General features: G+C 72.6%; 19 protein-coding genes and 1 pseudogene. 8 read left to right on the plus strand and 12 right to left on the minus strand.

What is annotated here, in order from left to right:
• Nucleotides 1-19 precede the first annotated feature (19 nt).
• A complete protein-coding gene (locus tag MUY22_RS23370; RefSeq protein WP_247062499.1) occupies nt 20-1627 on the minus strand; it encodes a DEAD/DEAH box helicase in 1608 nt (535 codons plus the stop codon).
• Between the two features lie 327 nt (nt 1628-1954).
• The gene (locus tag MUY22_RS23375) at nt 1955-2800 is read right to left on the minus strand and encodes a serine protein kinase RIO (RefSeq protein ID WP_247064068.1); all 846 of its coding nucleotides are present in this window, start codon (nt 2798-2800) and stop codon (nt 1955-1957) included.
• A gap of 811 nt (nt 2801-3611) precedes the next feature.
• Between MUY22_RS23375 and MUY22_RS23380 the strand changes: the two genes are divergently transcribed.
• Nucleotides 3612-5147, plus strand: a complete 1536-nt coding sequence (locus MUY22_RS23380; protein WP_247062500.1) for an NAD(P)/FAD-dependent oxidoreductase — start codon at nt 3612-3614, stop codon at nt 5145-5147.
• Between the two features lie 30 nt (nt 5148-5177).
• On the opposite strand, the gene MUY22_RS23385 is transcribed toward MUY22_RS23380, so the two are convergent.
• Nucleotides 5178-5732, minus strand: a complete 555-nt coding sequence (locus MUY22_RS23385) for a suppressor of fused domain protein (protein ID WP_247062503.1) — start codon at nt 5730-5732, stop codon at nt 5178-5180.
• Nucleotides 5733-5816: 84 nt separating this feature from the next.
• Between MUY22_RS23385 and MUY22_RS23390 the strand changes: the two genes are divergently transcribed.
• Complete coding sequence (locus MUY22_RS23390; RefSeq protein ID WP_247062504.1) at nt 5817-6899, plus strand: FAD-binding oxidoreductase; 1083 nt, start codon at nt 5817-5819, stop codon at nt 6897-6899.
• Nucleotides 6900-7348: 449 nt separating this feature from the next.
• Here the strand turns inward: MUY22_RS23390 and yaaA are convergent, their stop codons facing one another.
• Nucleotides 7349-8095: a peroxide stress protein YaaA gene (gene yaaA, locus MUY22_RS23395; protein ID WP_247062505.1), complete on the minus strand. Its 747-nt coding sequence runs from the start codon at nt 8093-8095 to the stop codon at nt 7349-7351.
• 55 nt (nt 8096-8150) lie between these two features.
• Between yaaA and MUY22_RS23400 the strand changes: the two genes are divergently transcribed.
• On the plus strand, nt 8151-9116 hold the full coding sequence (locus MUY22_RS23400) for a GNAT family N-acetyltransferase (protein ID WP_247062506.1): 966 nt from the start codon (nt 8151-8153) through the stop codon (nt 9114-9116).
• On the opposite strand, the gene MUY22_RS23405 is transcribed toward MUY22_RS23400, so the two are convergent.
• Nucleotides 9094-9999: a 2-hydroxyacid dehydrogenase gene (locus MUY22_RS23405; protein WP_247062507.1), complete on the minus strand. Its 906-nt coding sequence runs from the start codon at nt 9997-9999 to the stop codon at nt 9094-9096. The genes MUY22_RS23400 and MUY22_RS23405 overlap by 23 nt on opposite strands.
• A 56-nt stretch (nt 10000-10055) precedes the next feature.
• On the minus strand, nt 10056-10412 hold the full coding sequence (locus MUY22_RS23410; RefSeq protein WP_247062508.1) for a VOC family protein: 357 nt from the start codon (nt 10410-10412) through the stop codon (nt 10056-10058).
• Between the two features lie 123 nt (nt 10413-10535).
• Between MUY22_RS23410 and MUY22_RS23415 the strand changes: the two genes are divergently transcribed.
• From MUY22_RS23415 to MUY22_RS23425, 3 genes are read left to right on the plus strand one after another with little or no spacing between them, the layout of a single operon-like run.
• Nucleotides 10536-12284 carry a proline--tRNA ligase gene (locus MUY22_RS23415; protein WP_247062509.1) on the plus strand — a complete coding sequence of 583 codons (1749 nt, stop codon included), beginning with the start codon at nt 10536-10538 and terminating at the stop codon, nt 12282-12284.
• Nucleotides 12284-13282 (plus strand): hypothetical protein, encoded by a 999-nt coding sequence (locus tag MUY22_RS23420; RefSeq protein WP_247062511.1) that lies wholly within the window; start codon nt 12284-12286, stop codon nt 13280-13282. The genes MUY22_RS23415 and MUY22_RS23420 overlap by 1 nt, the downstream gene beginning before the upstream one ends.
• A gap of 26 nt (nt 13283-13308) precedes the next feature.
• Nucleotides 13309-13971, plus strand: coding sequence for a hypothetical protein (locus tag MUY22_RS23425; RefSeq protein ID WP_247062513.1), 663 nt, complete (start codon nt 13309-13311; stop codon nt 13969-13971).
• Here the strand turns inward: MUY22_RS23425 and MUY22_RS23430 are convergent.
• Together MUY22_RS23430 and MUY22_RS23435 are read right to left on the minus strand one after the other, a co-directional pair.
• Entirely contained in the window at nt 13949-16075 is a 2127-nt protein-coding gene (locus tag MUY22_RS23430; RefSeq protein WP_247062516.1) for a bifunctional lysylphosphatidylglycerol flippase/synthetase MprF, read from the minus strand. The two genes, MUY22_RS23425 and MUY22_RS23430, sit on opposite strands and share 23 nt — an antisense overlap.
• 123 nt (nt 16076-16198) lie before the next feature.
• Nucleotides 16199-16894, minus strand: a complete 696-nt coding sequence (locus tag MUY22_RS23435; protein ID WP_247062518.1) for a haloacid dehalogenase-like hydrolase — start codon at nt 16892-16894, stop codon at nt 16199-16201.
• 36 nt (nt 16895-16930) lie between these two features.
• Here MUY22_RS23435 and MUY22_RS23440 point away from each other — a divergent pair.
• Nucleotides 16931-17920, plus strand: a pseudogene (locus MUY22_RS23440) (ABC transporter permease); the annotation flags it as partial.
• Here the strand turns inward: MUY22_RS23440 and MUY22_RS23445 are convergent.
• From MUY22_RS23445 to MUY22_RS23455, 3 genes are read right to left on the minus strand one after another with little or no spacing between them, the layout of a single operon-like run.
• Nucleotides 17861-18271 (minus strand): secondary thiamine-phosphate synthase enzyme YjbQ, encoded by a 411-nt coding sequence (locus tag MUY22_RS23445; protein ID WP_247064070.1) that lies wholly within the window; start codon nt 18269-18271, stop codon nt 17861-17863. The pseudogene MUY22_RS23440 and the gene MUY22_RS23445 overlap by 60 nt on opposite strands.
• Nucleotides 18272-18281: 10 nt before the next feature.
• Nucleotides 18282-19502, minus strand: a complete 1221-nt coding sequence (locus MUY22_RS23450; RefSeq protein WP_247062520.1) for an MFS transporter — start codon at nt 19500-19502, stop codon at nt 18282-18284.
• Nucleotides 19499-19891 (minus strand): cupin domain-containing protein, encoded by a 393-nt coding sequence (locus MUY22_RS23455; protein WP_247062522.1) that lies wholly within the window; start codon nt 19889-19891, stop codon nt 19499-19501. The genes MUY22_RS23450 and MUY22_RS23455 overlap by 4 nt, the downstream gene beginning before the upstream one ends.
• A 53-nt stretch (nt 19892-19944) precedes the next feature.
• On the opposite strand from MUY22_RS23455, the gene MUY22_RS23460 reads away from it, so the two are divergent.
• The gene (locus MUY22_RS23460) at nt 19945-20595 is read left to right on the plus strand and encodes a TetR/AcrR family transcriptional regulator (protein WP_247062524.1); all 651 of its coding nucleotides are present in this window, start codon (nt 19945-19947) and stop codon (nt 20593-20595) included.
• Here MUY22_RS23460 and MUY22_RS23465 read toward each other — a convergent pair.
• On the minus strand, nt 20580-21224 hold the full coding sequence (locus tag MUY22_RS23465) for a response regulator transcription factor (RefSeq protein ID WP_247062526.1): 645 nt from the start codon (nt 21222-21224) through the stop codon (nt 20580-20582). The two genes, MUY22_RS23460 and MUY22_RS23465, sit on opposite strands and share 16 nt — an antisense overlap.

Below are 21224 nucleotides of genomic sequence, written 5' to 3' on the forward strand. Positions count from 1 at the left end.
CCGGGGCTTCCGGGAGAAATCAGCTGTCGTAGCCGCGACGCGGGCCACGGCTCGGCCGGCCGTAGCCGCCACCGCCACCCGAACGGGGCTGACGGCCGCGGCCGCTGAAGCCGCCGGAACGGCCTTCGTGCGAGCCCTGGCTGTAGCCGCCACGGTCGCCACCGCGGTCACGGTCGCCGGCGTAGCCGCCACCGCTGCCGGCGTGGCTGCTGCTGCCGCCGCCACTGCCGCCGCGGTAACCGCCACGGCTCGAACCGCCGAAGCTGCCGCGGTCGCCACGGAAGCCACCGCCGCCGCCACCACGACGCGGGCTCTCACGCCGACGCTCGATGACCGGCTCGCCGCTGGGCTCGCGGGCACCGGTGATGCGGGTCAGCGCGTCGTCACCCGGACGGACCATCGTGGACTCGGCGCGGACGCCGGCCCGGTCGGTCATCCGCTTGACCATGCGGCGCTGGTCGTTGGTGACCACCGTGACGACGACCCCGGACGCCCCGGCGCGCGCCGTGCGGCCCGCGCGGTGGAGGTAGTCCTTGTGGTCGGCCGCCGGGTCGACGTGCAGCACCAGCGAGATGTCGTCGACGTGGATGCCGCGCGCGGCGACGTCCGTGGCGACCAGCACCGGGGTGTGGCCTTCCTTGAAGTCCGCGAGCACCCGGTTGCGCTGACCCTGGGTCTTGCCACCGTGCAGCGCCGCCGCGTTGACACCCTGCTCACGCAGGCGCTCGGCGAGGCGGTCCACGTGGTGCTTGGTGCGCACGAACATGATCGTGCGGCCCTCACGGGCACCGATGTGGGTGATGACGTCCTGCTTGTCCTGGTGCGAGACCTGGAGCACGTGGTGGTCCATGGTCGTCACGCTCGCGGTCGACGGCGCGACCGAGTGCGTGACCGGGTCGCTCAGGTACTGCCGGACGAGGCGGTTGACATCACCGTCGAGCGTCGCCGAGAACAGCAGCCGCTGCCCGCCCGGCGGGGTGAGGTCCATGATCTCGCGGACCTGCGGCATGAAGCCCATGTCGGCCATCTGGTCGGCTTCGTCGAGGGCGATGAAGTTGCAGTCGCCCAGGTGCGCGGTGCCCTGCCGGACGTGGTCCGACAGCCGCCCCGGGGTGGCGATCAGCAGGTCGACGCCACGGGCGAGCGCGTCGGCCTGGCGGGCGAAGGCCATCCCGCCGACGGCGGTGCGGCACCACAGGCCGAGGGACTTGGCCAGCGGGGTCAGCGAGTCGGCCACCTGCATGGCCAGCTCGCGGGTCGGCACCAGGATCAGCGCGCGGGGGCGCTTCGGGCGGGCCTTGCCGTCGGCGAGCCGGGCCAGCATGGCCAGGCCGAAGGCGAGGGTCTTGCCGGAACCGGTCTGGGCGCGGCCCAGCACGTCGCGGCCGGCCAGGGCGTCCGGGATGGTCGCGGACTGGATCGGGAACGGGCTGTTGATGCCGGCCTCGGCCAGCGCGCGGAGCAGCGGCTCCGGCAGGCCCAGCTCGGCGAAAGTCCTGGTCTCCACGGTCTCGACAGCGTCATCACGCAGCGTGTCCCCACCGGCGGGGCGCTGACGCGGCCGGCGGTCGGGACGGTCCGCGTGCGCGGACGTCGAGGTGGTACCAGAGTTGAACGTGACTGTCACAAATGCCTCTCGGACATGGTTCGTCACAAGGAGGCCCGGGCTCCCCGCGCGCAGGCAGGGCAAGATGGTGTGCGGTGGGCGTTCACAGGGACGGACCCCGGCGCACTGTGTCTTGTCGCTTCACGACACTGCGAGCCGCTTTGGGATTACGGATCACCGCGAGCCATTCGGTGGCTCTGGAGGCGACGGACACCAACTCATCCACGCCGCCGGTTGCGGTCTGTACTTACTGTACCCGAGGTGGGGCCGGGACTACTCGTTGAGGTCACCTGTTGTGGGCGGCGTCGCAGACGTGTTCCACACCACATCCGCGACGCCGCCCCGCGATCACCCGATCCCGGCGCCGGACACGAGTTCCGCCAGCAGCTCATCGGGCCTGGTGACGTGCTCGCCGAGCCCCCGCGAGTGGAACCAGCCGGCCAGGTTGCGCACGTCCCGCGCCAGGAAGTCGACCCCGCCCGGGTTGGCCACGACGTCGACGACCTGGGGCAGGTCGATCACCACCAGCCGCCCCCGGTGCACGAGCAGGTTGTACGCCGAGAGGTCACCGTGCGCGAGCCCCTCGGACGCGAGCAGCTCCAGCGCCGCGGTGGCCTGGAACCACAGGTCCTTCAGTTCGTCCGGTTCCGGCCGGACCTGGGCCAGCCGGGGAGCCGCGGTCCCGTCGTCTTCGCCCAGGAACTCGAGCAGCAGTTCGGTCCCGTTGCGCTGGACGGGGTACGGCACCGGCGCCCCGATCGTCCACAAGCGACTCAGCGCGGCGAACTCCGCGACGGCCCACTGCTCGGCGATCAGGTTGCGGCCGAACGCGGTGCGCTGCGCCATGGCCCGGGTCTCGCGGGAGCGGCGCATCCGCCGCCCTTCGAGGTAGCCCGCGTCACGGTGGAACAGCTTGTGCTCGTCACTGCGGTACCGCTTCGCGGCGAGCAGCCCGCCGGGAGTGCCGGGCAGCCCGCGCCGCAGCAGGTGGACATCGGCCTCCTTGCCGGTCTTGAGGACGCCGAGGTCGGTGTCGACCGCGGCGAGCTCGGTGACGACCCAGTCCGGCCGGGGCAGCGGGCCGTGTTCGGCGTCGTCCCAGGTCGACCAGCGATCGGCGCCGTCGGGCAGCTGGTTTTCGGTGTAGGCGTCGTCCCGCAGTTTCGCGAGCCGGACGCGTTCGCCTTCGGTCAGCCGCCCGCGCCGGGTGGGTTCGGGTTCGTCGTCGAACCGAGCACGCCGGGAGGCCCGCTGGTCAGTTTCGTCCCCGGCTCGCGCCCGGCGGCGTGAGGGTTGTGGGTCGTCTTCGTCGTCGAGCTGCCCGCGGCGGTGCGAGGGCTGTAGGTCGGACTCGTCGCTGAACGGCGAGTGGCGGTGCGAGGGCTGTAGGTCGTCTTCGTCCTTGAAGGGCGTGTAGCCGTCCGAGGGCTGTGGGTCGTCCTCGTCGCCGAACTGTCCGTGGCGGCGAGACGATCGTTGCTCGTCTTCGTCGTCGCCGAAGTGTTCGCCGCGAAGCGAGGGCTGCCGGTCGTTTTCGTCGTCGAACCGTGTGTGGCGGTCCGAGGATTGCCAGTCGGGCTCCTCGTCGAGCCGCGAGGGCGATCGGTCGCCTTCGTCGGCGAACCGCGAGAGGAGCGGGGTGCGGTGGTGGTCGTCGCCGCCGAACCGCTCGCGGCGGCGCGGAGGTCGTTCGTCGAATCGGTCGTGATCTTCGAAGTCGTGCAAGCGCACTGGTGGGTTCTCCTGGTTCAGGGATGCCCCACCGGGCGCGTGATCAGCCTCGGGGGGCGGGTGGGCTTGGGCGCAGACGGGCCCGCACAGTCATCACCACAGGCACCTCCCCGCTCGCTCACACCCCGGCTCCCTGCCGGACGTCTCCCAGCTTGCCCGGCCGCCCCGGCGCCGCGCAACCGAATTGCGCGAACGGTCCGTTCGTGCCCTTTCCTTGAATTCCGGCCGCCGCGGTGGTCACGATGATCAGGCAGGCCGAACGAGGAGGAGCGGGATGGATGCGTACGACGTCGTGGTCGTCGGTGGCGGGCACAACGGGCTGGTCGCGGCGGCCTACCTGGCGCGGGCCGGCCGGTCGGTCCTCGTGCTGGAGCGGCGCGGCGAGACCGGTGGCGCCGCCGTGTCGTTCCGCGCGTTCGACGGCGTCGACGTCCGGTTGTCGCGCTACTCGTACCTGGTCAGCCTGCTGCCCAGGAAGATCATCGCGGACCTCGGTCTGGACGTGGCGCTGCGGCGGCGCCGGATGTCGTCGTACACGCCCTCCGGCGACTCGGGTCTCCTTGTCGACACGGGCGACGAAGGCCGGACCGCCGAGTCGTTCCGGGCGCTCACCGGCTCCGCCGCGGACTTCGCGGCGTGGCGCCGGTTCTACGAGCTGACCGGGCGAGTCGCCGAACGCACCTTCGGCACGCTCACCGAGCCTCTTCTGTCCGAAGTGGACTTCCGGGCCCGGGTCGACGACGCCGAAGCGTGGTCGATGCTGTTCGAGCGGCCGATCGGCGAGGCGCTCACCTCGTGGTTCGGAGACGACACGGTGCGCGGCGTGGTGCTGACCGACGCGCTGATCGGAACGTTCGCCGCCGCGGATGCCGCGGACCTCCGGCAGAACCGCTGCCTGCTCTACCACGTGATCGGCAACGGGACGGGCGACTGGGACGTGCCGGTCGGCGGCATGGGCGCGGTCACCGGCTCGCTGGCCGCGGTGGCTTCCGCTGCGGGCGCGAAGCTCGTCACCGGCGCCGAGGTGCTGGCGATCGACCCCGGCGGCGAGGTGCGCTACCGGCACGCCGACGCCGAGCACGTCGTGCGCGGTGAGCACGTCCTGGCGAACGTCGCACCGCCCACCCTGGCGCGGTTGCTGGGGGAGGAGAGCGCCGACCGGCCGGAGGGGGCGCAGCTGAAGGTGAACATGGTGCTGTCCCGGCTGCCGAAGCTGCGGGATCCGGGCGTCGACCCGGCCGAGGCGTTCGGCGGCACGTTCCACGTCAACGAGACTTTCACCCAGCTCGAGACGGCATATCGCGAGGCGGCGGCGGGGAAGATCCCCACGCTGCCGCCGTGCGAGATCTACTGCCACTCGCTGACCGACCCGTCGATCCTGGGTCCGGCCGAGCGGGCGGCCGGAGCCCAGACGTTGACGTTGTTCGGCCTGCACATGCCCGCGCGGCTGTTCGAGGGACGCAACGACGAAGCGCGCGAAGAGGCGTCGCGCGCGACGATGGCGTCGCTGAACACCGTGCTCGCGGAGCCGATTGAGGACTGCCTGCTGACCGGGCCGGACGGGAAACCGTGCGTGGAGGCGAAAACGCCGCTGGACCTGGAGGCCGAGCTCGGACTGCCGGCCGGGCACATCTTCCACCGGGACCTGGCGTGGCCGTTCGCGGTGGACCCGGCGCAGGCCGGCCGCTGGGGCGTCGAGACGCCGCACGAGCGCGTGCTCTTGTGCGGCGCGGGAGCGGTGCGAGGAGGTGGTGTCAGCGGCATCCCCGGCCACAACGCGGCGATGGCCGTGCTGGGAAAGGGTTCCTGACCCGCGCCCTGCACCGGCGGTCGGTTCGGGCTAGACCACCGGCGGGCGGCGGACGTCGTAGAGGTCCCAGTCCAGCTGCCAGAACGCGTCGATGCCGTGTTCGCGGATGTACTCCCGCTCGATGTCGTGCACCGGGAAGCAACCGGCGATGCTGATGGGCGCGCCACCGCAGTCGAGCAGGGTGTACTGGTCCGCGTCGAGGCCGGCGGGCGCCGAGACGGCGAACGCGGTCATGTCGGACTCCGGCGCGATCGGCTCGCCGAAGTCGATGGTGTCGCCGTAGACGAACGGGCAGGTGCCGCGCAGGTGTTCGGCCAGGTAACCGATGGCCAGGGCCCAGACCGGGTCGTCGGAGCGGACGCTGATCCACAGCTCCGGCTTCACCCCGTGCCACTCCGCGTGGTCGGCGAGGGAGAGGCCGTAGGTCGCGCCCGTCAGGTAGCGCGGCTCGGGTTCGTCGGCGTAGACGAGCGAGATGACGTCGTCGAGCCCGGCGTGGGTGGACGGGATCGGCTGCAGCCGGGGGTCGGTACTCCCGGTCAGGGTGTCGAGATGGGCGACATACCGCTCGGCACGGCTCGGCATGGCGCGCAGCATACGGCGGTCCGGGTGCCCGCGCGGGGGAATCCGGGTCGCCCCGGCGCGGCACGGTCGGGCAGGGTGGGGAGCATGCGAGTGCTCGTGATCGGAAGCGGAATCGGCGGTGCCGCCACGGCCTACCACCTGGCGGGCCGGGGTGCGGAAGTGATCGTGGCGGACGCAGCCCGTCCCGGCACGGCCACCGAGGCCGGCGCCGGGATCGTCAGTCCGTGGACCTCACGCTGGGAGGACGCGGTGTACCCGCTCGCGGCGGCCGCGGGCCGGTACTACCGCGAGTTCACGGCGGACCTGGCCGAGCTGGGCGAGCAGTCGTCGTTCGAGGTCGTCGGCGGGATGATCGTCTCGGCCGAGGAGTCCGAGCTGGCCGAGGCGCGGGAGCGGCTGGCCGCGCGGGCGGCGGACGCGCCGGAGATCGGCGAGGTCCGCTCACTCGACCCGGCCCAGGCCCGGGAGCTGTTCCCGGCGCTGGCGCCCGGGCTGAGCGCGGTGCACCTGTCCGGCGCCGGCCGCGTCGACGGGCACCAGCTGCGCCGGGCCCTGCTGGCCGCCGCCGAGCGGAAGGGCGCGAAGTTCGTCGAGGGCGAGGTCGCCTTCCGCGCCGACGGCACGGTGGCGGGCGAGGCGGGCCCGCTCGAAGCGGACAGCGTGGTGGTGGCGGCCGGCGCGTGGAGCCGCGAGCTGCTGGCGCCACTGGGCGTCGACGTGCCGGTGACGCCCCACCGCGGCCAGATCAGCCACCTCGACCTGCCCGGGACCGACACGTCGGCCTGGCCGGTGGTCCTGCCGCGCACCAGCCACTACCTGCTGGCCTTCGGCGGCGGCCGGGTGGTCGCGGGCGCGACACGCGAGACGGAGTCCGGCTTCGACTACCGGGTGACCGCCGCCGGCCAGCGTGAGGTGCTGGACAACGCCCTGACGATCGCACCCGGCCTGGCGGAAGCCACCCTCGCCGAGACCCGGGTGGGCTTCCGCCCGGGCACCCCGGACGGCCTCCCGGTGCTGGGCCACATCCGCCCGGGCCTGACGATCGCGACGGGCTTCGGCGCAGGCGGCCTGACGAACGCCCCGTTCGCCGGAAAGCTGGTGGCGGCGGTAGCGCTGGGCGAGGACCCGGGCTTCGACCTGAGCCCGTTCGCCTTGGACCGCTTCTAGCCCTGGACTGCGTCCGCCTGCGGACTGCTTTCTCTCACGGGCTGGTTCAGTCTGCGGACTGGCTCCAGCCCATGGCACGGCCAGATCGCGGACCGCTTGCCGTCCTGAACGCTTCACCCGCGGGCCGGCGGTGTCCGACCGGGCGGCTGTCGACGGATCCGATCCGGCTCGCGATCGGCCACGCCGAGTCGCAGGTTCTGGTGCGGATCGAGTCTGCGGCGCCGACTCGCGGCCGTTTCCGGTGCGGGTCAGGACGGCCGCTTCGAGTCGCGGCCGGTTCTGGTGGGGGTCGGGACGGCCGCGTCGAGTCGCGGTCGGTTCCGGTGTGGATCGGGTCGGCGGCGCCGGGTTGCGGGCACGTCCGGAATGAGCCAGCGGGCGTCGCGGCAGAGACGACCGTGCTGTGCCGTGATCGGCGCCGAGCGTGGCCCCGGTGCCGGCGGGGAGTGTCAGCCTTCGGTGATCAGGTCCAGGGCGTGGTCGCCGGTGCGTTCGACCACCAGGCCCGCCTTGCGGATCACCTTGGCCAGCTGGTCCACAGTGGACGGTTCGGCGCGGGTGACCGCCAGCACGTGGGCCAGGCGGCCCTTGTACGCCTTGTTGAAGTGGCTGACCGTTCCGCGCTCGCCGTTGGCGTTTTCGGTGACCACGCGGACCGTCACGGCGTCCGGGCGGAGGTTGGCGAACGCCGAGTACGTGCCCGAGCGGAGGTCGACCACCAGGTCGTCGATGTTCTGCAGCACCGGCTCGAGCACCGGCTTCCACATGGCGCGGATGGTGCCGAGCGCGGGCAGGGAGTTGCCGCCCGAGAGGCGGTACGCCGGGATCGGGTCGGTCGCCGAGACCACGCCGAACAGCGAGGACGTCACCGCCAGGCGGCGGTGGGCCTTGGCCAGCCCGGCTCTCGTGAAGCTCTTGACGTCCAGTGCGTCGTAGAGGACGCCGGTGTAGCGGCGCAGGGCCGGCATCGTCGGGGACGTCCACAGCTGCGCGTTGCGGATGACCTCGCCGGCTTGGCGCTCGGTGATGCCCAGGGCCGCGATGCTGGCCGGGACGTCGCCCGCCAGCTCGACGAGCGCGTCGGCGAGCTTCGCGCGCGTCGGGTTCAGCTCGGGGAACGACAGGGCGGCGTGGTCCAGCGGGGCGCCGCGGCCGCCGTCGGCCTTGGTCTCGGAAGGGGGGAGGAGCACCAGCACGCACTGAGCGTAAATCGGGATGCGTGGCCGGTGCCGCCCGGCCTAGCCTCGGCGCATGGACCTGACCTGGCGTCCCCTCACGCTCGACGACGACGCGGCCCTCGCCCGGCTCTACGCCGCCGCCGAGGAGGTCGACCGCACGGGTGAGCACTTCAGCACCGAAGACCTCCGCGAGGAGCTCGAAGGCCCCAACATCGACCTGGCCACGGCCAGCACCGGCGCCTGGGCGGGCGATCGGCTCGTCGGCTACGGCCTCGTCCGCCGCCGGGACGCCGCGAACCCGGTGCACATGATCCGGCTCCAGTCGGTCGTGCACCCGGACCACCGCGACGACGCCGTCGGCGCGCACCTGGCCGAGTGGTTCACCCGGACGAGTCGCGAGGTCCACGAGCGCGCCTTCCCGGGCGCGCCGCTCGAACTGCACCACGCCGGCCACCAGAACGAGCGCTGGATCGCCGGAGTGCTCGCCGCGGCCGGCTACGAGCACCAGCGGACGATGGTGGACATGCGCGTCGGCCTCGCCGACCTGCCGCCGCAGCCACCGCTGCCGGACGGCGTCGAGCCCGTGCCGTTCGACTTCGCGTACGACCTCGCGACGCTCGACGCCCGCAACGACACCTTCGGCGACCACTGGGGCAGCACCGCCTACGAACCCGACGCCTGGCGCCACCTCGTCACCGGCTCCAAGGACTTCCGGCCCGACCTGTCGTTCCTCGTGCTCGACGGCGAGAAAGTCCTGGCCTTCGTGCTCAGCCACTTCTACGCGTCCGAAGCCGAGGCGACCGGCATCCGCGAGCACTACGCGACCTGGGTGGGCACCCGGGACGCGCTGCGCGGCCGCGGGGTCGCCTCCGGGCTGCTCGGTCACACCGTCCAGGCGGCGAAGGCGGCCGGGTTCGAGCGGTCGGCGCTGAACGTCGACGTCGACAACGCGCACCGGGCGCTCGGCGTCTACGAACGGTGCGGGTTCCGCGTCGAAGACGAATGGCACGTGTACGTCAAGCCGGTGGCACGAGGTTGAGCAGCTCCTCGCCCCGCGCGTACCGCCGCAGCTGGTCCGCGGCCAGCTTCTTGGCGCGCGGGTAGAACGACGCCGAGCCACCCGCGATGTGCGGCGTCAGGACGACGCCCGGCACCGTCCACAGTGGATGGCCGGCCGGCAGTGGCTCCGGGTCCACGACGTCGAGGGCGGCACGGAGCCGCCCGGCTCGCGTCTGCGCCAGCAGGGCTTCCGTATCGATCGCCGTGCCGCGGCCGACGTTGACCACCAGGGCGCCCTCGGGGAGCGTGGCCAGCTCGGGGGCTCCGAACAGGCCGCGCGTCGCGGGGGTGTCGGGCAGCACGAGCACCACGATGTCGGCCTCGGGCAGCAACGAGGGCAGCTCGGCGACGCCGTGCACGCCCGCGTCCGGACGCGCGCGGCTCGCCACCCTGGTCACCAGAGCTTCGGCCGCCAGCAGCTGGCGCTCGATCGCCTGCCCGATCGAGCCGTAGCCGACCAGGAGCACCCGGCTGTCCGCGAGCGACCGCGTGTGCTCGCGAACCCACTCCCGGCGCTCCTGCTGGGCGAACCAGCGGGGCAGGTCCCGCTGGCTCGCGTGGATCAGCGCCAGGGTGTGCTCGGCGACGCTCAGGTCGTGCAGGCCGCGTCCGTTGGCCAGGCGGACGCCGGCGGGCAGCAGCGGGACCAGGGCCTCCACCCCGGCCGACAGGGCCTGCACCACGCGCAACGAGGGCAGGTCCTTGATCAGCCGGGGTGGTTCCGGTCCGCGGTCGTACGGCAGCACGTAGAACTCGACACCGTCGAGGGCCGGCGGAGGCGCGCCAAGACCGTCGTAATACGCGGCCTCGATCCCCTCCGGCACTTCGATATCGGTCCACGGCAGCAGTACGCGAGCGCTCATGCCGCCAGTTCTACCCGCGCCGCCGCGGCGACGCGGAGTGGACCGGCAGCCGGGAACTACCCGTCGTGCGAACCGGACACGCAGAACTCGTTGCCCTCGGGATCCGAGAGCACCGTCCACGCGAAGCCCGGCACCTCGTGCTGCGCCTGCTCGGTCGCGCCGAGCGCCACCAGCCGTTTCACCTCCTGTTCCCGGTCTTCGGCACCGAGGTCGATGTGGACCCTGTTCTTGCCCGCGCGTGGTTCGGGCACCCGCTGGAGCCCCAGCGACAGCCCGCCCTCCGGTGGGGCGAGGAACAGGAACTCGCCCTCGAAGTCCTGGGCGACGGTCGTGCCGAGCGCCGCTGTCCAGAACTCCGCCAGCCCGCGCGGATCCGCGCAGTCGATCGTGATCATGGCCATGCGAAGTTTCATGACCGGAACGCTAGCGATCACCACCGACAAAAACGGGCGTCGAGTAACCCGTTGGAGTCACGGCGGGGGGAGTGACTACCCTGAACGGGACTTTCACACCCGCCTGGCGCAGGGAGCCCCGCAGTGATCACCAGGACTTCGTCGTTGTTCCTTCGCACGTTGCGCGAGGATCCGGCGGACGCCGAGGTACCGAGCCACCGGCTCCTGGTACGCGCCGGCTACGTCCGCCGGGTCGCCCCGGGCGGGTACTCGTGGCTGCCCCTGGGCCTGCGCGTGCTGCGCCGCGTCGAGGCCGTCGTGCGCGACGAGATGAACGCCATCGGCGCGCAGGAGATCCAGTTCCCCGCGCTGCTGCCGAAGGAGCCCTACGAGGCGACCGGCCGCTGGACCGAGTACGGCGACAGCCTCTTCCGCCTGAAGGACCGCAAAGGCGCCGACTACCTGCTCGGCCCGACCCACGAAGAGCTCTTCACCCTAACGGTCAAGGGCGAGTTCAGCTCGTACCGCGACTACCCCGTCACGCTGTACCAGATCCAGACGAAGTACCGCGACGAAGCGCGCCCCCGCGCCGGGATCCTGCGCGGCCGCGAGTTCGTCATGAAGGACTCGTACTCCTTCGACCTCGACGACGAGGGCCTCGAGCGCTCCTACCAGGCGCACCGCGCCGCCTACACCAAGCTGTTCGACCGCCTCGGCCTCGAGTACGTCGTGGTCAAGGCGACGTCGGGGGCGATGGGCGGCTCGGCGTCGGAGGAGTTCCTCGCGGTCGCCGAGACGGGTGAGGACACCTACGTCCGCAGCACCGAGTCGGGCTACGCGGCGAACGTCGAAGCCGTCGTGACGCCCGCGCCCGCCGCGCAGCCGACCGAAGGCCGGCCCGAGGCGCAGGAGCACCACACGCCGGGCACGCCGACCATCGAGTCGCTGGTGAACTTCCTCAACGCGGCCGGGCTCGGCCGCGAGTTCACCGCCGCCGACACGCTGAAGAACGTCATGCTCAAGGCGCGTCAGCCGGGTGCGAAGGAGTGGGAGCTGGTCTGCGTCGCGCTCCCCGGTGACCGCGAAGTGGACATGAAGCGCCTCGAAGCGTCGCTCGAGCCCGCCGAGGTCGAGCTGCTCGAAGAGGCCGACTTCAAGGCGAACCCGTTCCTGGTCAAGGGGTACATCGGCCCGAAGGCGCTGCAGGACAACGGCGTGCGCTACCTCGCCGACCCGCGGATCGCGCCCGGCACCGCCTGGGTCACCGGGGCCGACAAGGCCGACCACCACGTCGTCGACCTGCTCGCGGGCCGCGACTTCACCCCGGACGGCACCATCGAGGCCGCCGAGGTCCGCGAGGGCGACGCGTCGCCGGACGGCCACGGCACCCTGGTCGCCGCGCGCGGCATCGAGATCGGGCACATCTTCCAGCTCGGCCGCAAGTACGCCGACGCCTTCGAGCTGGACGCGCTCGGCCCCGACTCGAAGCCGATCCGGATCACGATGGGCTCCTACGGCGTGGGCGTCTCGCGGCTGGTCGGCGTGCTCGCCGAGCAGAACCACGACGAGCTCGGCCTGATCTGGCCGCGCGAGGTGTCGCCGTTCGACGTGCACATCGTCATCGCGGGCAAGGACGACGCGGTTCGCGCCGGCGCCGAGAAGCTCGCCGCCGAGCTCGACACGGCCGGTCTCGAGATCATCCTCGACGACCGCAAGGCGACCCCGGGTGTCAAGTTCGCCGACGCCGAGCTGGTCGGCGTGCCGACCATCCTGGTGGTCGGGCGCGGCCTGGCCAACGGCGTCGTCGAGGTCAAGGACCGGCGCACCGGCGAGCGCGAAGAGATCGCGGTCGACGCCGTCGTCGAGCACCTGGTCAAGCTCGTCCGGTCGTAATGGGCCGGTTCCGGCGGCGTGACGGGACAACGCCGGGGTACGAGGACAACGCGGCGCTCCGCGGGTTCGGTGGTTACGAGCCCGCGGACGCGCCGCGCTTCCCATCCGGCGGCTTCGGGACTCCACCGGCCGAAGCGCCCCACGTCGAGACTCCGCACATCGAGACTCCGCACGTTGAGATTCCGCGTGCTGAGCCGAAGCGGATCCGTCCCGCCGCGAAGCCGCCGAAGTGGCGACGCTCGTCGCGGGCGCCGTGGGTCGGGCTGGTCCTGATCGCGCTGATCGCCGGGGTGCTGAACGCTTTCGGCGTCGGCAAGCCGCACCGGCCGTCGTCGACGCCGGCGCCGCTGCCGCCGCTGGTCGTGACGCCGTCGCCGCGGGTGACCGTGCCCGCCGCGGTGAGCGGCTGGCTGTCCGTCGCAGGCAAGGACGGCTCGTACGCCTACGACGTGCCGCCGAACTGGGAACCCGCACCCACCACCGTGCACGGCTGGGAGAAGACCGGCGCGGCCCCGGGCATCACGCTCGTCACGAGCGCGTTCCTGGGCCGGAACTTCTGCCGGAAGAGCGACCTCGGCGGTGCGGGCGTCAAGACCGAACCCCTGGGCGACCCCGGCGCCGCGGCGCGCAAGGCCGTCACGGACCTCGGCGTCAGCGCGTACAGCCCGGACAACGGGCCGCCGGCCGCGGTGACGCCGGACGCGGGCACGGACGCCCAGGTCACGAAGGCCGACGGCACCAAGGCGCCGGCCCGGATCGTCGTCGCCGACGTGATCCCGTCGGACACCGGGGAATGCGCGGCGAAGCACGCGGTGGTCGCGGCCATGGCCTTCACCGGTGCCGACGCCGTGACGTCCGGTGTCGTGGTGGCGTACGCGGACGCCGACCGTTCCGGCCCCACGATCCGCGACGACCTGGTGCGGATCCTCCAGAGCTATCGGTTCGTCCCGGCGGCGGACCGCGGCACGATGACGCCGCCGCCGACCACCTACCGCTGAACGCCGGGGTCCGGCAGGCTGGGCCCATGGACAAGCGGCTCGCACGGCTTCGCGCCGGTGCGTTCGGCGTCCTGGGCGTCGCCGGGTTCCTGCTCCTCTTCGGACCGCTGCTGGCCAAGGCCTGGAGCTGGACGACGCGGAGCCGCAGCCCGGAGTGGTGGGGTGCGGCCGGGCAGTGGGCGGGGGCCGTCGGGACCGTCGCCGCCGTGGCCGTCGCGCTGTGGATCGCCATCCGGGACGGGCGGGTGGCCCGGAAGGACCGGCGGCAGCGGGACGCGCGCGAGCGGCAGGAGCAGGCCGCGAAGGTCACCGCGTGGATCGAACGGGTCGAGCACCGGACCTGCATGGTCGTGGCCAACGCCAATGCCGAGGCGATCAACCACGTCGTCGTGTCGTTCGACCTCGTGCGGAGCCTGCCGATGACCGGCTCCACCCTGCACCGCGGGCCGGAGATCGAAGACGACGAATACCTCTACGCCGTGCTGCCGCCGGGGAAGTGGCGCATGGCGGTCCCCGAAGCGCGGCTCGGCACGGAGCTGACGCCCGGGGTGATGGTCGCGTTCAGCGACTCGCACAACGGGCACTGGCTCCGGCTGACCGACGGCGCCCTGATCGAGAAGGACCAGAACGTCGTCAGCCGCCGGAGGATCCTTTTCCCGCAACGGATCAGCGTCCCCGAGAGCTACTGACCAGCTTCGCCAGTTCGCGCAGCCGGACGTCCGGCAGGTACGCGCGGCTCAGCGCCAGGCCGATGCGCGGCAGGTCGGCTTCGTCGCGGAACGCCAGGTACAGCGGGACGTGCCGCGGCTGGAACTTCGCCTTGAACGCGTGCAGCGAGCGGAACCCGTAGTACGGCTCCATCACGCGGCCCAGCGACTCCAGCGTCCGGTCGATCGTGCGCGTGGGCGCCCCGTCGGCGCTGCGGGCCAGCGGAGCACCGGACAGGGAAACGAACCGGGCACCCTCTTCGCGGAAGGCCACGCAGGCCGACGCGATGAGGAACTCCATCACCGGCCGGAAGCCGTGGGCGCTGCGGCGCATGACGTCCAGCGTCCAGCCGCCGACCTTGCCCGCGCCCGTGTAGACCGGGAGCCAGGACGTCACGCCGTGGACGACGCCCTCGGCGTCCACCGCGAGGCCGACGCGGGTCGCCGGGTCCATCGCCTCGTCGAGGCCGCCGAGGGTGAAACCCATCTCCGGCATGGCCTTGTCCGACATCCACTCCTCCGACAACGCCCGGACCTGGGCGAGGATGGGTTCCGGCTGGTCGGCCAAGCGGACCAGCCGGAAGTCGATGTGCTGCTTGGCCGCCTTGTTCAGCGCGGACCGGACGTCCTGCCACGCCTTGCCGCGGAACTCGAGGCCGTCGAGGTCGAGCACGTTGTCCTCGGCCACCTGGACGTGCTGCCAGCCCAGCTCGCCGGTCGCCGCGACGGTGGCCTCGGTCGCCGAGAACACGCACGGCACCAGGCCGGAGTTCTCGCACATGGCGGCGAACTCGGTGACCGTCGCGGCCGCGGTGCCGTCCGGCGCGATCGGGTCGCCGAGCGCGACGGCGACGCCCGCGTGCTTGCGGTAGGCGAGGTAGGAGCGGCCGTCCTCGCGGACGAAGTACGTGTTGCGCGGCCACGTCGTCATCCACGACAGCGTGCTGCCGCCGTGCCGTCCGAGCAGCGTGCGGGCCAGTGCCACCCCCGGGCCCTGGGCGTGGCGCCGCAGCCGGCGTCGCGAAGGCACCCGGAAAGCGTGACGTCCGGCGATCAGGACGATCAGCTCGACCGTCCACAAGAGATTGTCCACGAAGAACAGCGGCAGGCCGGCGGTGTCGTAGTCGCCGCCGAAGACGTCGGCCAGCCCGATCAGGGTGGCGGCCGCGAGCCCTTGCAGCGTCACGAACACCGAGAGCGCGACGGCCCAGCGCCACGCGACCCGGCCGCCCTTGCGCAGGCCGTTGAGCATCGGCACCACCAGCAGGACGAGGATCGCCAGCTCCGGCGCCGTCAGCGAAACGCCTTCCGCGGAACCGAAGGGGCCGTCGCCGGGCACCAGGAACATCACGACTTCGGCGACGGTGAGCAGCAGCAGGCCGGCGACGGTCAGCAGCCGCCACTCCCGCACGTTCGGTCCCGCGGTGTCGGTCGTGCCGCGCGGGCCGACGAGCCGCTTCCCGAGCGGGATGGCCAGCGCCAGCGCGAAGAAGTGCACGAGGTCGGCGAGCGTGCCGACGTAGATGATCGCGACGCCGGCGTACACGCACAGCCCGGCCCGCAGCCGCAGGCGCCACGGCGGCCGCAGCGTCGCGCTGGCGACCGCGACGGCAGCGAGCGCGCCGCCGGAGAACCCGACGTCGAGACTGCCCGCCATCCGCTCGGCCCACAGCCAGCCGGAGTTGCGGCTCAGCGCGAGGAACTGGGTGGCGACGAGCACCGAGACGAACTGGCCGCCGATCGTCACGGCCATCGCGCGCCGCGTCCCCAGCTGCCACTCGGCGAAGCCCGCGAAGAGCGCGAAGCTGCCGACCATCGGGAGGTAGTACCAGGGGATGACGGCGAAGAAGGGCCCGGTGAGCATCGTCCACCAGCGGCCCACCTCCAGCGACGGCAATCCGTAGGCGACGAACGGGTAGGCCGCGCGGTCTTCGGCGGCGCTCCAGAGCGCCCCGGTCGCGACGGCCAGCACGAGCATGGCGAGGACGACACCGCTGGTGAACGGCAGTCGTCGCCTCAGTACCGCGACCGTGCCGCGGATGCGTCCCCCTCCGGCGGGCAGGCCCACCGACGCTGTTTCAGTCATGCTCAGAAGTCTGGCGAGCGCGGCCGCTCCGGACATCCGACGCCAGAGCGAGATTTCCCTTAGGGGAGTCCTCCTCCGGAGTGAGGGTCATCCCGGTCCCGAGGACGATGACCTTCGGGGTCGTCAGCCGAGGACGGCACTCCGCACGGCGTCGGTGTCGGCCAGATCCGGCAGCACGGTGTGCGCACCGGCCGCTCGCAGCTCCGCCGCGGGGTAGTGCCCGGTCGCGACGGCGACGGCGATCGCGCCGTGGGCCAGCGCGGCTTCGACGTCGCTCGGGGTGTCGCCGATGACGACCACGGCGTCGGCGGCGAACGGCGTCCCGTGCTTGGCCACCGCCTGCGCGACGGCGTGCGGGACCAGGTCCGGGCGGTGCGCCGAGAGCGTGCCGTAACCGCCGATCTCCAGGTCGAGGTGCTCGTCCAGGCCGAACGCGGCGAGCTTGTGCCGCGAGATCTCCGGCAGGTTGCCGGTGACCAGGGACTGGACGACTTCGTCGTGCCCGGCGAACGCGGTCAGCGCCGCCGCGGCGCCCGGCAGGGCCCGGCCGCTGGTGGGCAGGTGGACGACGGCGCGCTCGGACTCCGCGATCAGCGCCTTCCAGAGCGCCTGGAGCAGCTCCTCGGTCGGCTCGATGCCGTGCGCGGTGAGCAGGTCGCTGCTGATCGCCCGCTCGGTGCGGCCCCCGAAGTCGGGGTAGGTCTTCAGCTCGGCGCCGGTCGTCGCGGCCAGGGCCGCGGTGTACCAAGCGGCGCCGAGGCCGGTGTAGTCCACCAGCGTGTGGTCGATGTCCCAGAGCACCAGCCGCGTCTTCGTCACGGGTCCGAGGTTACCGGCGTCACTATTCAACACGTTTTGACTTCTTCGGCGACGGCTCCTACCTCGAGCGCCGGGGCCCTCGCCCTGGTCGCCGCCGTGGCCGGCGCGCTGGTGGCGGTGGTGCTCGGGTTCCTCACCTTCGGCGCGCAGGCCACCGTCGCGCCGGACGGCGTCCCGGTCGCGGTCGCCGCCCCGCCGGAGGTCGCGCACCGCATCGCCGCGCACGGCGGCGGCCGGCTCGCGTGGACCATCGCGACCCCGGCCGACGCGCGGAAGCTGTTGGAGGACAAGAAGGTCTACTGCGTGCTCGAACTCGGGCCGGGACCGTCCGCGACGGTCGTCACCTCGGGCGCGGTCAACCCGGCGGGCACCCAGGTCGCGCAGCAGGCGCTGACCGGCGCGCCGAAGCAGGAGGTGCTGCACCCGGTGAGCCTCGCCGGGCGAACCGCGCCGCCGGCCGCGAGCGCCCTCGCCTGGATCGGCGCGCTCGTCGCCGGGCTCGCGGTGACGCAGCTGGCGAAGCGCACCGGACGCACCCTCGGCGCGGGCGCCCGGCTGCTGCAGATCACCGGGGCCGGCGTGCTGATCACGGCCGTGGTGGCCGGGTTCTTCGCGCTGTGGGACGCCGCGCTGCCGCTGACCGCCGGAGTTCTCGGCTTCGTGTTCCTCGCCGCGACGGCGTTCGCGGCCGTGCAAGCCGGCCTGCTGCGCTTGCTCGGCCTGCGCGCGATGGCCGTGCTCGGTCCGCTCTACCTGGTCGCGCCCGCGGTCGCCGGGCAGGTGCCGGAGCTGCTGAACCCGGCCTACCGCACGCTGCTCTGGTCGTGGACGCCGTTCCGCTTCTCGGCCGAAGGCCTGCGCAGCCTGCTGCAGGGCGTACCGGACGCGCCTGACGTCACCACCGGCGTCCGGGTGCTCGGCGCGCTGCTGGCCGCCGGGCTCGCGGTCGCGCTCCGGCCCGGCCGGTCAGCCCGCGAGGAAGCTGAACCGCACGCGGCGGACCGGGTTGTCGACGTTGGTGTCCACCAGGCAGATCGACTGCCAGGTGCCCAGCGCGAGCACGCCGCCGAGCACCGGGACCGTCGCGTAGGGCGGCACCAGAGCGGGAAGCACGTGGTCACGGCCGTGACCCGGGCTCCCGTGCCGGTGCCGCCAGCGGCCGTCGCGGGGGAGGATCCCGTCGAGCGCGGTCAGCAGGTCTTCGTCGCTGCCCGCGCCCGTCTCGAGGATCGCCAGGCCCGCGGTGGCGTGCGGGACCCAGACGTGCAGCAGCCCGTCGTGCGCGTCCGCGTCGCGCAGGAACGACTCGGCCTCGTGCGTGAGGTCGTGGACGACGGCCTCGGCGCCGGTGCGGACCTCGATCTCGGTGGAGTACATGGACTCCAGCCTAAGGAGCGGCCACCGGTTCCGCGGGTTGCCGGGTCAAGGAGCCGAGGCGGGTGAAGGCGAAGACGGCCAGCCCCGCCAGCAGCACCGCGCCGGCGGCGTACGGGACCGTCGGCGAGATCTCGTACAGCCCGGTGCCCAGCAACGGCCCGCCCATGAACGCCAGTGCGCTGGCGGACCCGACCAGCCCGGCGACGGCGCCCTGCTCCTCGCGCGTCGCGAGCAGCGTCGGCGCGGACATGAACCCCGGGGTGGCGAACCCCATCCCCGCCCCGAGCACGGCGACGCCCGCGCCGAGCAGGAGCCCGCCGGAAGCGACGGTCACCAGCAGCATCCCGCCGGTCATGACGACCGCGCCCACCCGGATGAGCCGCACCGGTGTCCACTTCAGCCGCGGCACGGCCAGCACCTGGACGAGGATGATCAGCCCGGCACCGGCCAGCATGACCAGGCTGGTCACCCGGCTCGTGTCCTGCGCGGCCAGGCCCAGCCGGTCCTGCACCAGGAAGCCGACGGTCATGAGCACGATCGCGAGCGCGAGATACAGGCCGAACCCGATGAGCAGGAACGGCCACAACCGCCGGTCGGCCGGGCTGACCTTCACCAGGGGAGCCCGCACTTCCCGCGCCGGTGGCTTCGGCAGGCCGATCGCGACCAGCACGGCGATCACGGCCAGGATGGCCGGCGCGACGTAGATCGGCACGGTCAGCCCGGCGAGGCTCAGCACGCCGCCGAGCGCCGGCCCGACCGCGAGCGCGAGTCCTTGCGCGGCACCGAACATCGACATCCCCCGCACCCGCTCGGCGGGCCCCGACGTCAGGTCGGCGATGTACGACTGCGCTGTCACCGGTGTCGCGGCCCACGCGAGCCCGAACACGACCCCGCGGGTCAGCAGCACCAGCGTGAACAGCACCGGCACCGCCAGGGTGCCGCCGAGCCCGAGCCGGGCGACGAGCGCGAACGCCAGGAGCGCGATCATCGCGCCGGCCAGGGAGATCAGCAGCACCGGCCGGTGGCCCCATGACGCACCGCGGCGCCCCCAGAACGGGCTCGCCAGCACGACGCCCGCCCCGCCGACGGCCCACACGGCGCCCAGCGCCAGCTCGCTGAACCCGAACTCGCGGGCCAGCGGCGGCAGGATCGGGTTCAGCATCTGCTGCCCCGCCATCAACCCGAACACGGCCAGGCACACCACCAGGATGCCTCGCCGGTTCGCGCTCACGCCGCGGCCCTCTCGTGCTCGGTGCCCGACCGCGGCGTGATGGACAGCAGGTCGGCGGGCTCTTCGACAGCCAGCCGGTGCCACCGGCCGGGCGGGACGATGAACGACTGCCCGGCCCTCAGCGTGGTCACGGGCTCGGGCCCCTCGTCTCTCAGGTAGACGCGCAACGCGCCGGCGAAGACGAAGAGCACCTCGTGCCCGTTCGGGTGCCGCTCCCAATAGTCGGCGTGCACGGCGGTGTCGCTCTCGGCGTGGAACGCGCCGAGGCTCCACAGGCTCGCCGCGTCACCCGCCAGCGCCTCGCGGCGGCCGCCCGGGCCGGACGCCTCGACGACGCCGCCGGGTCGCAGGTGGATCATGGTCTTGAACAGGTCGTAGTTTTCGAACATGTTCCGAAAGTAGCACGCGCGCCGGACAGGTGTCGACCGGCATGATGGACGGCATGCCACGACCCATCGGCCGCCCGCCGACGACCTCGCGCTCGCAGATCCTCGAAGCGGCGCGGGTGATCCTCGATGGCGAGGGCTGGCACAAGCTGACGGTCCGGCGGCTGGCCACCGAGCTGGGCGTCGGCACGACGACGCTCTACCACCACGTCCGCGACAAGGACGACCTGCTGATCCAGCTGCTCGACTACTACGCCTCCCGGCTCAAGCGACCCGAGATGCCGGCGGACCCGCGCGAGCGGATCGTCGTCGCGGCGACCGTGATGCACACCGCGCTGGCCGCCTGGCCGGAGGCGGTGGAGGTCCTGACGGCCGACGACCTGCTCGGCGAGTCGGCCCTGTGGATGGTCGACGCCATCGTCGGCGGGGCGATCGGCTGTGGCCGCACCCCGGAGGAGGCCGTGGAGCTGTACCGGAACATCTGGTACTACACGGCGGGGGAGATCCTGGTCCGCGTGCGCGCCGCGCGCCGCGCCGCAGCGGGCCGGCCACGTTACCGCGACACGGTTTTCGAGAAGCTGGACGCGACCCGGTTCCCCAGCCTCTCGGCGATCGGGGAGCGCTGGCCGGAACTGGCCGAACGCGACACCTTCGCGCGCGGCCTACGCGCGTTCGTCGACGGGATGCTCGCTCAGGAGTCCAAGTAGCGCAACACGGCCAGCACCCGGCGATTGTCCCCTTCGGACGGTGACAGCCCCAGCTTGCCGAAGATCGACGTCACGTACTTCTCCACCGAACCGGCCGAGAGGAACAGCTCCGCCGCGATCGCGGAGTTCGACCGGCCTTCCGCCATCAGGCCCAGCACCTCGCGTTCGCGCGGGGTGAGCCCGCTCAGCGCGTCCGTCTGGCGCGTCGCCGCGAACAGCTGGCGGACGACTTCGGGGTCCAAGACGGTCTCGCCGTCCGCGACCCGGCGCAGCGCGTCCAGGAAGTCCGACACCTCGGCGACGCGGTCCTTCAGCAGGTAACCGACGCCGCCCGCGCGGTCGGCCAGCAGCTGCGACGCGTACTTCGTCTCGACGTACTGGGAGAACAGCAGGATCGCGCAGCCGGGCAGTTCGCCGCGCAACGCGATCGCCGCCCGCAGGCCCTCGTCGGTGTGCGACGGCGGCATCCGGATGTCCACAATGGACACGTCGGGCGCGTGCCCGGTCACCGCGGCGCGCAGGGTCTCGGCGTCCTTCACCGCGGCGACGACCTCGTGGCCGCGGAAGGTCAGCAGCTCCACGAGGCCCTGGCGCAGGATGGTGGAGTCCTCCGCGATGACGATCCGCAT

Origin of the sequence: Amycolatopsis sp. WQ 127309 (assembly GCF_023023025.1) — a bacterium.
Lineage (GTDB): Bacteria > Actinomycetota > Actinomycetes > Mycobacteriales > Pseudonocardiaceae > Amycolatopsis.

Coding starts and splice junctions, on each gene's coding strand:
- MUY22_RS23380 (WP_247062500.1), top strand. CDS start 3,612: ATGGATGCGTACGACGTCGTGGTCGTCGGTGGCGGGCACAACGGGCTG.
- MUY22_RS23385 (WP_247062503.1), bottom strand. CDS start 5,732: ATGCCGAGCCGTGCCGAGCGGTATGTCGCCCATCTCGACACCCTGACC.
- MUY22_RS23390 (WP_247062504.1), top strand. CDS start 5,817: ATGCGAGTGCTCGTGATCGGAAGCGGAATCGGCGGTGCCGCCACGGCC.
- MUY22_RS23400 (WP_247062506.1), top strand. CDS start 8,151: ATGGACCTGACCTGGCGTCCCCTCACGCTCGACGACGACGCGGCCCTC.
- MUY22_RS23405 (WP_247062507.1), bottom strand. CDS start 9,999: ATGAGCGCTCGCGTACTGCTGCCGTGGACCGATATCGAAGTGCCGGAG.
- MUY22_RS23410 (WP_247062508.1), bottom strand. CDS start 10,412: ATGAAACTTCGCATGGCCATGATCACGATCGACTGCGCGGATCCGCGC.
- MUY22_RS23420 (WP_247062511.1), top strand. CDS start 12,284: ATGGGCCGGTTCCGGCGGCGTGACGGGACAACGCCGGGGTACGAGGAC.
- MUY22_RS23425 (WP_247062513.1), top strand. CDS start 13,309: ATGGACAAGCGGCTCGCACGGCTTCGCGCCGGTGCGTTCGGCGTCCTG.
- MUY22_RS23430 (WP_247062516.1), bottom strand. CDS start 16,075: ATGACTGAAACAGCGTCGGTGGGCCTGCCCGCCGGAGGGGGACGCATC.
- MUY22_RS23445 (WP_247064070.1), bottom strand. CDS start 18,271: ATGTACTCCACCGAGATCGAGGTCCGCACCGGCGCCGAGGCCGTCGTC.
- MUY22_RS23455 (WP_247062522.1), bottom strand. CDS start 19,891: ATGTTCGAAAACTACGACCTGTTCAAGACCATGATCCACCTGCGACCC.
- MUY22_RS23460 (WP_247062524.1), top strand. CDS start 19,945: ATGCCACGACCCATCGGCCGCCCGCCGACGACCTCGCGCTCGCAGATC.
- MUY22_RS23465 (WP_247062526.1), bottom strand. CDS start 21,224: ATGCGGATCGTCATCGCGGAGGACTCCACCATCCTGCGCCAGGGCCTC.